The 12,062-nt window shown below is 70.5% G+C and carries 10 protein-coding genes and 1 pseudogene; 4 read left to right on the plus strand and 7 right to left on the minus strand.

Annotated features, from left to right (window positions below; genetic code table 11):
- Positions 1-244 precede the first annotated feature (244 nt).
- The 3 genes from HN013_RS29300 to HN013_RS29310 all read right to left on the minus strand — a co-directional run bounded on the left by HN013_RS29300 (position 245) and on the right by HN013_RS29310 (position 2,651).
- Positions 245-1,489 (minus strand): helix-turn-helix domain-containing protein, encoded by a 1,245-nt coding sequence (locus HN013_RS29300; RefSeq protein WP_171171564.1) that lies wholly within the window; start codon positions 1,487-1,489, stop codon positions 245-247.
- 378 nt (positions 1,490-1,867) lie between these two features.
- A complete protein-coding gene (locus tag HN013_RS33450; RefSeq protein WP_249375565.1) occupies positions 1,868-2,035 on the minus strand; it encodes a hypothetical protein in 168 nt (55 codons plus the stop codon).
- Between the two features lie 127 nt (positions 2,036-2,162).
- Positions 2,163-2,651, minus strand: coding sequence for a MarR family winged helix-turn-helix transcriptional regulator (locus HN013_RS29310; protein ID WP_171171566.1), 489 nt, complete (start codon positions 2,649-2,651; stop codon positions 2,163-2,165).
- A 72-nt stretch (positions 2,652-2,723) separates the two neighbouring features.
- On the opposite strand from HN013_RS29310, the gene HN013_RS29315 reads away from it, so the two are divergent.
- Positions 2,724-3,971 carry a multidrug effflux MFS transporter gene (locus HN013_RS29315; RefSeq protein WP_171171568.1) on the plus strand — a complete coding sequence of 416 codons (1,248 nt, stop codon included), beginning with the start codon at positions 2,724-2,726 and terminating at the stop codon, positions 3,969-3,971.
- 461 nt (positions 3,972-4,432) lie between these two features.
- Here the strand turns inward: HN013_RS29315 and HN013_RS33455 are convergent.
- Positions 4,433-4,576: pseudogene (locus HN013_RS33455) on the minus strand (IS701 family transposase); the annotation flags it as partial.
- Between the two features lie 522 nt (positions 4,577-5,098).
- Here HN013_RS33455 and HN013_RS33465 point away from each other — a divergent pair.
- Genes HN013_RS33465 through HN013_RS29330 form a run of 3 tightly spaced genes read left to right on the plus strand, consistent with a single transcriptional unit; the run spans position 5,099 to position 7,398 of the window.
- A complete protein-coding gene (locus HN013_RS33465; RefSeq protein ID WP_249375567.1) occupies positions 5,099-5,539 on the plus strand; it encodes a hypothetical protein in 441 nt (146 codons plus the stop codon).
- Between the two features lie 6 nt (positions 5,540-5,545).
- Positions 5,546-6,196 (plus strand): hypothetical protein, encoded by a 651-nt coding sequence (locus HN013_RS32510; protein WP_212764957.1) that lies wholly within the window; start codon positions 5,546-5,548, stop codon positions 6,194-6,196.
- A gap of 32 nt (positions 6,197-6,228) precedes the next feature.
- Positions 6,229-7,398, plus strand: coding sequence for an aminotransferase class I/II-fold pyridoxal phosphate-dependent enzyme (locus HN013_RS29330; protein ID WP_171171569.1), 1,170 nt, complete (start codon positions 6,229-6,231; stop codon positions 7,396-7,398).
- On the opposite strand, the gene HN013_RS29335 is transcribed toward HN013_RS29330, so the two are convergent.
- The 3 genes from HN013_RS29335 to HN013_RS29345 form a co-directional block, all read right to left on the minus strand.
- Complete coding sequence (locus tag HN013_RS29335) at positions 7,371-8,138, minus strand: serine hydrolase (protein ID WP_171171571.1); 768 nt, start codon at positions 8,136-8,138, stop codon at positions 7,371-7,373. The two genes, HN013_RS29330 and HN013_RS29335, sit on opposite strands and share 28 nt — an antisense overlap.
- Before the next feature lie 78 nt (positions 8,139-8,216).
- A complete protein-coding gene (locus tag HN013_RS29340) occupies positions 8,217-9,635 on the minus strand; it encodes a sugar porter family MFS transporter (RefSeq protein WP_171171573.1) in 1,419 nt (472 codons plus the stop codon).
- Between the two features lie 241 nt (positions 9,636-9,876).
- Positions 9,877-12,062, minus strand: a 2,186-nt coding sequence (locus HN013_RS29345; protein WP_171171575.1) for an AAA family ATPase, incomplete at its 5' end; no start/stop codon positions are given.

The raw sequence follows: 12,062 nt of genomic DNA on the forward strand, positions 1-12,062 counted from the left end.
CGTGGTCGCGCCGGAGCACAGGGAATGCTGTCCGAGACGGCACAGGTCCGATACGTGCACGCGGGTGCGACCGTGCTGGTAGGCGTGGTAAACGCTCGGGGCGCCCGGTACCGAGCGTCCTGTGATGGTGTTCATGTGACTCCCGGAGCCGCTGACGGGACCTAACCGATCGCGACCGTACGGCTGCGGGACAAGCGGGAGGGGCAGGATTCCTGCCCCTCGCTCAGGTGTTCAACGAGCGCGACTACGCGGCCAGGCCCCCCAGTTTCACGGCGAGTTCACCCGCACGCCGCCGACGCTCAGGGCTCCTGGACCCGGTCTCCTCCAGCACGATCCGCCTCGCGTAGCCGTTGTAGGCGATCGTCTCGGGAGCGGCCTCGTGGGCCTTGGCGAGCGTCGCCAGGGCGACGTCCGGCTGCCCGTCGAGCTGGTAGGCACGGGCTTCCTCGATACGGTGCCGCGCTCTGCGCGGGCGGGAGGGGATCAGGTCCCCGTCCGCCCGGGCGACCTGCTTGGCCGACTCGGGGCCCGCGTGCAGTTCAACGGCGACGGTTACGGCGTGGGCCGACATCACCGCCGTGGAGAATGAGGTGACGGGGTGGTAGTAGCCGGGCGGCAGGCTCCGGGCGACCGTGCGTGCCGTATCCCACTGCCTCCAGGCCGCCCCGGACTCGCCGCGCCGCGCCGCCGTATAGCCCGCCTCGAAGTGCAGGGCGCCGGCGACGGCGCGGACTTCGTTGCTCGCGTCGGGAAGCAGGGCCCCAAGGAACCGCAGCGTCTCCGCGTTGACCGTGTCCGCCGCGTCGAACTGCCCGGCGCCACGATGGGCCTGAACGGTCAGCCAGCCGGCGATGCCGATGGCATGGGGGTCCTCCGACTCCTGAGCGGCCACCATGCCGCGCTCGGCCACGCGCCACAGGAGCGACGAGTCGGGTTGATAGGCCACGAAGAACTGGGCCAGGGAGTACACCTCGGACAGAATCGCCTGCATCGCCCGGCGCTCGGCCGACGTCTCGGCGGCACGCGCGCCGCACTGCGCGTCGCGGATCAAATCGGGCAACAGATCCCCCACGACCTCTCGGTGCCTGGCGGCCGCGTGGCGGGCCGACCAGGCCCGGTCGAGCCGGTGCCGCAGGTGCGTGACGGGCGTCGGCTCGCGATCGGACCTGACCGGAAACGCATTGACCGCTTCCTTCACCGCGGGAAGGAGCCGGTGCCCCGGGCCGGTGAAGAGATCGGCAGTCATGGTCCGGTCGCCGGTGAGGTCGGCCAGGTTGCTCACGCGCAGCACCTCGGCGACGCGCAGGATCATCGGCAGGGAAGGCGTGTTGATGGCACCGTTCTCGACCTGCTTCACCCACGAGGGCGACCGCCCGAGGAGCCCGGCGAGAACCGGGCGGCTGAGGCCGCGGCGGGTGCGCAGGATCTGCATCCGCTGGCCGAAGACCAAGGGATGGGCGTACGGGTCCGGGGTGGCGTCGTCCGGCATGGCCTTGCCCCTCCTTCACGCAGCTCGACACCGCAAGCGTAAGGGCCGATGCACTCACATACGACGGGGAGTTGGTCACGGCGGCCGGCCGGGAACGGTCTCGGCCCTGTTCTCGAATAGCTACGACTAGGTGGCATGCGGTCGGCGACGGCCGTACGGACGGCGCCGCGGCTGACGCCGTGCTCGCGGGCGAGGGCCTCGATGGAGCGGCCCTCCAGGTACGCGGTGCGCACGGCGCCGGTCTTCGCCGCGGTGATGGACGGGCGTCGCCCCCCTTGCTTCCCTTGGCTTCGGCGGCCCGCAGCCCGTCGTACGTCAGCTCGCGTGGAAGGTCGCGCTGGAGTTCGCAGGCGGCGGCGAGGGTCTGCACCATGAACTTCACCGTGGACAGCAGCTCTCCAGTGCGCGGGTAACGGGCGGTGAGGTCCAGGCGGAGAACGCGCCGTCGTGGATACGCAGGGCGAGGCGGTCGCGGTGGAGGACGTCGAGCACGTCGAGGATGTGCTGGTTGCCGCGCACGAGGCGGAACACCTCGGAGATGTGCACGGTGTCACCATCGGATCTGGTTGGATTCGAGCTGCCGTGAACCTCCGGATCATGCGGGCCCATTGGGCGCGGCGCCGCCCTGTCGCCAAAGGATCGTTTGCCGACACTCGGCTCCGCGATATCCGGCTCAGCCGGGGTGGGCATCCCGGCGATGTCGCAGGGTGGCGCCGAGCGCGCGCAGTGCGGGCGTGGCGTCGGCAAGGGCGACGCGGTGTTCGGGAGGCAGGGCGGCGAGGGTGTCGGCGAAGAGTTCCGCCCAAGCATCTTCGATCCGTGCCATCCCATGGGTGGCGTCGATTGTCGGGTACAGCTGTACGGCTCGACGGTCGTGCGGATCGGGTTCGCGGCGGATCAGCCCCTGGGCGACCAGGCCTCGCACCGTGGTGCTGACGTTGCTCGCATGGAGCCCGAGTTCGCGAGCGAGGGCACTCGTTCCCGTGCCAGGACAGTCCAGCACATAGCGCAGGACATCCAAGTCCGAGGGAGGCAAGGGGGGCAGGCCGGCCTCGGCTACGCCGCGCAGTCGCAAGACGCGCGCGAGGACGTAGAGAGCCGGGGTCAGTTCCCTGGCCTTGTGCAGCAGGTCCTCATCGTCAGGTACGGCATCACCGGTCATCGACCCATCCTAGCTTTAGATATAGTTATATATTCATAGTATCCCTGTTCCTCTTCTCGTTCGGGAGTAGCGATGACCTCTCACGCCTCGATACGCGTCGGCCTGCCTGAAGTGAAGGCGCCATCCCCGTCCCCGCCGAGTCGACAGATTGCGGTCCTCGCGCTGCTGTCCTTCGCGATCCCTTTGTCCACGGACATGTACCTGCCGGGCTTCCCGACCATGACGCGGGAGCTGTCCACAGATGCTGCGGGCGTCCAACTCACCCTTACGGCCTTCTTCTTCGGACTCGCAGCCGGTCAGCTGGTGCTCGGCCCACTCTCGGACCGGTATGGGCGCAGGAAGCCGATCCTCATCGGAACCGGCGTATGCACGCTGGCAACCGCACTGTGCGCGGTCGCGCCCTCTCTCGGGATCCTGACCGGTCTGCGGTTCGTCATGGGATTCAGCGGAGCCGCAGGTGTCGTCGTTGGCAGGGCTGTGGTTTCGGATCTCGCATCAGGCACTGCCGCGGCGCGAATCTTCGGCATGTTGATGGCCCTGGGTGGTATTGCCCCCATCGTGGCGCCGCTGGCTGGCGGAGCGGTGGTGGAAGGCCCCGGTGGCTGGCGCGCGGTGTTCTGGGTGCTGACCGGCGCGTCCGTACTCATGTTCCTGGCCTCGTTGTTCCTCGTGCCGGAGAGCCTGCCGGCTGATCGTCGCCACACCGACGGCATCGGCAGCACTCTGAAGGCCGCCGTCTCGGTGCTGACCGATCGCTTTTACCTCGGCTACACCCTCGCCTTCTGCTTCGCCAGCGCCACCTTGTTCTGCTACATCTCGGCGTCCCCCTTCCTGCTGCAGAACGTTCTGAACTTCACCGTCGGCGAGGCATCCGTCGCCTTCTCTGTCGGGGCCCTCACTGCAACCTTGTCGAGCGCGGCGGCTGCTCGCCTTGTGGGCCGCTGCTCACCCCGGCTCCTCCTGCGCGTGGGGTTGGTCCTGCTTCTGGCGCCCAGCGCCCTGGCCCTGCTCATCACCATCGCCGGGCAGCTCAGTCGCGTATGGGCTCTGGGCCTGGTCGCCATCGCTTTCCTCGGCCTCGGTCAGGTTTTCACCACCGCCACTGCACTCGCCCTCGAGCGCGTGCCGTACGCGGCAGGCACCGGCTCGGCCGTGCTCGGCACGCTCCAGAGCGCTCTCGGCGCGGCCGTCGCACCGTTGATGGGCATCGCCGGCGGGCACACTGTGGTGCCGCTCTTCCTCGGCATGACTCTCTGCGCGTTGATCGCCGTACTCGCCCTCTTGCTGACCAGGAACCGTGGCGCAACTACTGCGTCCTGAACCGAGCCGGGTCAAGGAGCCCGCTCACTGCGTTGCCCAGGTTTGCCGTTCCGGCGGCCCCGGGCCCGCGCGACGCGCGGAGGGCCGCGAGACTATCGGCCCTCCGCCACGCACGCTCACCCCCCGCTGGCTCAGAATCAGGCCCGTGCTCGCCACTCGCAAAGGCTGAACCGGACCGTAGCCCGGGCGTCATGCCGGGGCTCCGACCGCTTCCCCCTGCGGGATGCGCGGGCCCGGCACCGTCGCGCGGAGGGACAGAACCAAATCGAGACGGCTGATCATGTCCAACTCGAACCGTCCGTACGGATTCACCTGGGTCCAGAACAGCGGAGAGCGCGCGCCGGTCCGCGTCGGTGAGCTTGTCCGCCCACTTCGGGTCGGCCAAGGTCTCCTGCATCAGCAGCGTGTTGACGTGGACCAGGGCGGACCGGAGCAGCTGGAAGGCGTGCATAGAAACCTCCGGACTCGCGTCGGCCGTCCAGCATCAGGCCCCGCAGGTAACACTCGCCCCACCGGCGTTGACCCCGCCCCGGAAGTGAGGTGAACACGTCAGTAACGAACTCCGCCAACTCACCCCGGAGCCGTTCCACCTCCCCAAGCGCCATACCCGACACCATGCCCCTGAACAGGCGAGATCGGCAGACTTAACGAAGCACCACTAGGGGACCAACCTCCGATCACTTCGTTTGAGGGCTGTCCGTGCCTCCATGGTGACGGAGACGGAGAGCGGCATGCTCCCCCGTTTTCCACCCCGGCGTGTGGTGCGCGGGCACGCTAATTCTCGGTTCAGGCACTCGCCCGGGCGGCGCTGTCGCGCTGATGGGCGACAGGACCTACCGGGCGAGGAGCCCGGGAAGGTCCATCAATGTCTGAACGCGCCAGTCGGCCATGGCAGCCTCGGGACTGTTCGCCCACAAGTGCCCCAAGGGACCGCGCTGGAGGTGTGCTGTACGGAGACCGGCCGCTGCGGCCGGAACGCAATCGACTCGGCCGCTCCCCCTCCTCCTTCACGTTGACGCTGATGCGTCACACATGGGTGCCCCACGGGGCAAGCCCGGGACCGGCGCACCCTCCTCGGCCGAAAACACGCTCACCGAACAACCGCACGAGCTGCCACCGTCACTGCCATGAAGAAGCTCGCAGCGATATCGGTGACGGCCGTCGCGGCAACCACGCTCTTCGCCGCCACAGTGGCACCCGCCCATGCGGGCCCCTCCTGGAACACGAGGGTCAAGTGCAAACAGAAGGACCCGGACGGCAGAACGATCCCGACCCGGTTCGGCAACTCCGAGTTGGGCTGGAACCACTTCTCGGGACCGCACAACATCAAGAAGTGCAGGGCTGTCGACGCCGCGATTTCCGGCAAGGTCGACAAGAAGGACGGCAACCGGCTGGAGTACTGGGCCGACGCCATCAACGGCGGCCGGCACGTCAGGATCATCGTCGTCGCCCAGTACTCACAGAGGACCGCGGACAACCGCTACGATGCTGGATCCGGACAGAAGATCGGCGTCATCACCGCCTACTGCAAGGGCATGAACAGGTGCCCCAACTGGCTCAACGAGTGACTTCCATTGACTTCCACGCATGAAGAGATCGCGGAGCAGCAGGCGGTCATCACCCGCCTCCTGCTCCACCACATCCACGCGCCGCTCACCGGTGACCAGCACATCCGGGGCGTCCTCCCGGTGTTGCCGCCGGCCGGGGCGATCCGCGTCGTCTCGGGAGGCGAAGGGGTCTGCGCGGCGGACGAGTTGCTGGCGTACGAGCTGCCGCTGCGCACCCACGACAGCGCGCTGACCGTCTACGATGTCATCGGCATCCTGCGCACGCTGCTGACGGGCACCCACATCTACCCGAGCGACCGTGTCGGCACGGTGATGGGCATGAAACTTCTCCAAGTGGACCCGGCGTCCGTGAAACCGGCCGCCGAGACTCCGGACGACACCGCGCTGCGCGTCCTGCGGACCCTCGCGGGCCCGCTCGCCGAGGAGCAACCGGGTACACGTCTCCGCGGATTCCTGTTCACCGGCCGGGACCGGCTCCGGCTCTACCTGGACACCGAGGAAGCCCCCGGTGCCGTCATCGCTGCCGACGTGCGCCTGACCGGTGCTGTCACCGCTCTGATCGCGGCCGTGCCTTCCCTGATCGGTGAGGAGGAGCGCAGGACGACGGATGCCGCCGATCCGCACTGTTCCTGGGCGATGGACCTGACCCACTGGTGAGAGCGCGGCCGCCTGTGACCGCGGGAGCGCCCGTGACGCCGTCCCTGTTCCGGATGCTGGAGTGGCATGAGCTGATCGAGGCGGAGCGGCGGCAGCCCGGTGCCCGGGTCTTCGTGTCGGACTACAACGGCGGGCACCCGTACGTCGAGTCGTACCTCGGGGAGCTCGCCGACACCGCGCCGGGCCGGCTGGCGGACGTCACGCGCTACTCGGGGCTGGGCGAGGACGCGGCGCTGCGCGCCAAGATCGCGGCCATGCACCGGCGGTACGACGGTACGGACTGCTCGCCGGGCCGGGTGCTGCCCGGGGGCGGGTCCAGTGGTCTGCTCGGTACGTTCGCGACCTGGCTGCTGCTGACGGGGCGCAGGAGGGTGCACTACGTCCCGCCGGTCTACTACAAACTCGCGTACCTCTTCCGGCGCATGGGCATTGAGCCCGTCCCGGTCGCCCGTGCCCACGCCTATCAGCCGGCGTTCGATCTGCGGCTGCCCGCCGAGCGGACCGTGCTCGTGCTGACGGACCCGGTCTGGTACGCGGGGCGGCGGGTGCCCGGGGCGGTGCTGCGGAGGATCGCGGACTGGCAGGAGGAGACCGGTTCCCTGGTGTTCGTCGACGGGACGTTCCAGTACATGCGGTGGGACGGGGAGCGCCGGGAGGACAGCGCGCTGCTGCCCGCCGACCGCACGCTGCGGATGGTGTGCCCGACCAAGTTCCTGTCCGTACACGGCTACCGCTGTGCGCATCTCCTCGTTCCCGAGCGAATGCGGGAGGAGTTGGCCGAGCTGCACCTCAACCTGCACGGTGACGTGGCGGTCTCGGACCGGCTGTTCGCGCACCGGGCGGCCGATCTGATGCTCGGCGAGGGCAACCGCGCGCTGGTGGAGCATGTGCGCGACAACCACCGGGCGCTCACCGCCAGTGGCGCGCTGGACGCGGAGGTGCCGGCGGAGGCGGGCTTCTTCCTGTTCGCCAGGCCGCGGGTGCCGCACCGGTGGTTCCTGGCGATGGACGGGAAGTACTTCGAGCTCGACGGCCGGCCGGGATACGTCCGCATCAACCTGCTCAACCGTCCGGGGATCGACGCCCTGATGACCGCGGCCAGTCAGACCGGTCGAACCGGTCGGACCGGTCGGACCGGTCGGCCCGGTCGGACCGGTCGGCCCGGTCGGCCCGGTCAGGTGGAGCCGGTGGCCGGTGGCTGAGGAAGGGTGTGCCGGTGGTCCCACACCCGTGCCGAGATCCGGGCCAGCAGCCGGGCGGCGGGGTCGTCGGCGTCGTGGCCCGAGGCGAGCGGTCCGGTGTAGCAGGCGGCGATCGTGTAGGGCAGCGCGTCGGGCGGGTACACCACGGCGGCGCAGTGCCGGATGCCGGTGATCCAGCCGTTCTTGCTGGCGAGCCGGGTGCCGGGCGGCAGGCCCGCGGCGAGGTCCACGGCGTGGGCGTTGTGCTCCAGCTGGGCCAGGACCTCGGGTTCCAGCGATGCCAGCAGCCGGACGAGGTCCCGGGCGGTGACGAGGTTGTGGAGGCCGGCGGCGCGGGCGGGGTAGTCCTCGATGCCGCGCGGACTGCCGCTGCCGGTGGCACCGGCCCGGCGCCAGACCTCGGCCACGGCGTCGGGGCCGGTCTCGGCGAGGCAGAGGTTGGTGGCGAGGTTGGAGGAGTGGGTGACCATCCGGGTGGCGAGCCAGCGCAGCGGGGCGGTGCCGCCGAGCCGTTGCCAGGGGAGCGGGTCGCTGTCCTCGGCGGGGTCGTTGGCGTAGGTGCCGCCGACGGCGGAGGTGAAGCGGTTGACGACGGGGACGTGCCGGTCGAGGTCCGTACCGCCGCGGTGGAGGGCCGCCAGGACGGCCACCTTCATGGTGCTGGCGGCGTAGTGCACCGCGTCCGCGTTCCGCTCGATCACGGGAGGGCGCCGCCAGGGGGCCACGACTAGGGAGAGCACGCCTCATCGTAGGACGCGGAAAGGCCGCCCTAGCAGGAGCCGGGGCGGCCTTTCCGGAGATGGGCGGCGGGGGGGGTGTCAGCCCATCTCCTCCAACGCCTTGCCCTTGGTCTCCTTGACGTACTTGAGCACGAAGGGGATGGAGAGCACGGCGAAGACCGCGTAGATCACATAGGTGCCGGAGAGGTTCCAGTCCGAGAGGCTCGGGAAGCTGGCCGTGATGGCCCAGTTCGCGACCCACTGGGCGGACGCGGCCACGCCCAGCGCGGCGGCGCGGATGCGGTTGGGGAACATCTCGCCGAGGAAGACCCAGACCACGACGCCCCAGGAGAGGGCGAAGAAGAGCACGAAGGCGTGGGCGGCGACCAGGGCGACGGTGCCCTGGACGGTCGGCAGGGAGCCGTCGCCCGCCTGGGAGGAGAAGGCCCATGCCTCCAGGGCCAGGGAGACGGCCATACCGGCCGAGCCGACGATCGCGAGCGGTTTGCGGCCGATCCGGTCGACGAAGATCATCGCGATCACGGTGCCGACGATGTTGATGATCGACGTGGTGAACGAGTAGAGGAACGAGGCGCTCGGGTCGATGCCCACGGACTGCCACAGGGTCGCCGAGTAGTAGAAGGCGACGTTGATGCCGACCAGCTGCTGGAAGACCGAGAGGCCGATGCCGACCCAGACGATGGGGAGGAAGCCGGCCTTGCCGCCGAGGAGGTCCTTGAAGGTGGACTTCTGCTCGCTGTGCATCGCGTGCTCGATCTCGGCGACGCGCGCGTCGAGGTCGATGCCCTTGCCCTCGACGTCCGCCAGGACGGACTTGGCCTTGTCGACCTTGCCGACGGAGATCAGGAAGCGGGGGGACTCGGGGATGACGAAGGAGAGCAGGCCGTAGAGGACGGCGGGGACGACCATGACGCCGAGCATCAGCTGCCAGGCCTCGATGCCCAGGAGCTTGCCGCGCTGGTCGCCGTCGGCGAGGTTGAGGATGCCCCAGTTGACCAGCTGCGAGATGGCGATGCCGACGACGATCGCGGCCTGCTGGAAGGAGCCGAGGCGGCCGCGGTAGGCGGGCGGCGAGACCTCGGCGATGTAGGCCGGGCCGATGACGGACGCCATGCCGATCGCGATTCCGCCGAGGACGCGCCAGAAGGCCAGGTCCCAGAGGGCGAAGGGCAGCGCGGAACCGACGGCGCTGATGGTGAAGAGGGTCGCCGAGATCTGCATCACGCGGATGCGGCCGATCCGGTCCGCGAGGCGGCCCGCGGTCGCGGCGCCGATGGCGCAGCCAATCAGCGCGATGGCGATGACCTGGGCGAGGGCGGCCGAGCCGATGTCGTACTTCCCGCGGATGCCCTCGACCGCACCGTTGATCACGGAGCTGTCGTAGCCGAAGAGGAAGCCACCCATGGCCGCGGCCGCGGTGATGAAGATGACGTGGCCGAGGTGGTCCGGCTGGGCCTTGCGGCCCTCGGCCCCCTGCGCCATCGCAGTGCTGGTCAACGTGTACTCCTGGGTTCCGCGGCGACGTTGCCGGGAAGGGTGTGGGGTGGCCTTTTCCAGTGGGGCACATGATCCAAGTGCCCACCAGTTGAAGGCATAAGCGACGCAGCAGACCCTATGTCTTCATTTAGCGAAGTCAATACTTTGTGACGAAGAACTATCCCCCACCTTTGGGATAGTTTGCCTTCAACACTTGAAGGCGATCTTGTAAATCCCCGGGAACTCCGGGCGGGACGCGCCCTCACCGCAGACGCTGACTGATCACCTTCGAGACCCCGTCGCCCTGCATGGACACGCCATAGAGCGCGTCGGCGACCTCCATCGTCCGCTTCTGGTGCGTGATCACGATCAGCTGCGAACTCTCCTGGAGCTCCCGCATGATCCCGATCAGCCGCTGGAGGTTGGTGTCGTCCAGCGCCGCCTCGACCTCGTCCATCACATAGAACGGGCTCGGCCGGGCCTTGAAGATCGCCACCAGGAGCGCGACGGCGGTCAGCGACCGCTCGCCGCCCGAGAGCAGCGACAGCCGCTTGACCTTCTTGCCCGGCGGCCGGGCCTCCACGTCCACGCCCGTGGCCAGCATGTCGTCGGGGTCCGTCAGGACGAGCCGGCCCTCGCCGCCGGGGAACAGCCGGGAGAAGACGCCCTCGAACTCCCGGGCCGTGTCGTGGTACGCCTCGGTGAAGACCTCCTCGACCCGGCGGTCCACGTCCTTCACGACCTGGAGCAGGTCGGCGCGGGTCTTCTTCAGGTCCTCCAGCTGCTCGGAGAGGAACTTGTGCCGCTCCTCCAGCGCCGCGAACTCCTCCAGCGCCAGCGGGTTGACCTTGCCCAGCTGCTGGTACGCGCGCTCGGCGGCCCGCAGCCGCTTCTCCTGCTCCGCCCGGACGTACGGCACTGGCGGGAGCTCCCGCGGCTCCTCGCCCTCCGCCGGGGGCGAGGGCGGCACCGGCTGGTCCGGGCCGTACTCGGCGGCCAGCGCCTCCGGTTCGACGCCGAACTCCTCCAGCGCCTTCGCCTCCACCTGCTCGATGCGCAGCCGCTTCTCGGCGCCCAGCACCTCGCCCCGGTGCACCGAGTCCGTGAGCTTGTCCAGCTCGGCCTTGAGCTCGCGCGCCCGGTTGCGGCCGGTGACCAGCTCGCGTTCGCGCTCCGTCTTCGCCGCCTCCGCCGCCTGCCGCTCCTCGTCCGCGCGGACGAGCGAGACCTCGACGTGGGCCAGGAGCTGCCGGGCGCCCGCCGCGACGGCCGTGGCCACCTCGGCCTCGTGCCGCAGCCGGGCGCGCCGCTGCTCGGCGCGCGCCCGCGCCTCCCGCTCGGCGCGCGCCGCCCGGTCCAGCGAATCCGCCCGGCCCGCCAGCGCCTTGACGCGCTCCTCGTGGGTGCGCAGCTGGAGCCGGGCCTCCATCTCGGTCTGCCGGGCGTTGGCGCCGTCGGCCGCGAGCCGGTCGCGGACGGAGGTGTCGGGCTCGGCGTCGGTGTCCTCGGCGTCGCCCAGTTCCTCGGCCGCGGCCAGCCGTCCGGCCAGTTCCTCGGCCTCCTCGCCGGCCCGGACCAGGGCCTCCTGGGCCCGGTCCGCGGCGGCGGCCGCCCGGTCGGCCTCGCCGGCGGCCGCCCGGGCCTGCCCGGCGAGGCCGCCGAGCAGTTGCGCGGACCGCGACTTCTCGCGGTCGGCGGTGCTCAGCCGGGCCGCCAGCTCCTCGACGAGCGCGGCGCGGCGGGCGCGTTCCTCCTCGGCCGCCTGCTGGTCCCGGACGAGCCGGTCGCAGCGTTCGTCCAGCTCCGCCCGTTCCGCGGCGGCCTCGTCGACGGCTGCCTGCACCTCCAGCAGGCTGGGCGCGCCGCCCGAACCGCCCTGGGCGAGGTGCGCGCCGAGCAGGTCGCCCTCGGCGGTGACGGCGGTCAGCGCGGGGTGGGCGGCGACCAGGGCCTCGGCATCCTCCAGGGTGTCCACGACCACCACGTCGCGCAGCAGCCGACGGACGGCGGGCAGCAGTGGCTCGGGGCCGGTGACCAGGTCGGCGGCGTACCGCCCGCCTCGTGGGGCGGGGCGGTCCGGGTCCGCGGGCCCGGGGGCGCCGCCGAGCAGGAGGACGGCGCGTCCCGCGTCCTCCTTCTTCAGCAGGCGCAGGGCCTCGGCGGCGGCGCCCAGGCCGGTGACGGCGACGCCGTCGGCGGCGGCGCCCAGGGCGGCGGCCACGGGGAGTTCGTGTCCGGGGGCGACGGTGAGGAGTTCCGCGGCGGGGCCGAGCAGTCCGCCGCAACGTTCCTTCGCCGCCAGCAGGGCGCCCGTGCCGTCCTTGCGGCGCAGCCCGAGGGCCAGCGCGTCGTGGCGGGCGGTGACCGCCGCCCGGCTGCGGTCGGCGGCGGTGGCGGCCTCGCGGGCGGCGGCCAGCGCGGCGTCGGCCGCGGCCAGGCCGTCCTTGG

Source organism: Streptomyces sp. I05A-00742, from assembly GCF_013055795.1.
Classification (GTDB): Bacteria; Actinomycetota; Actinomycetes; order Streptomycetales; family Streptomycetaceae; genus Streptomyces.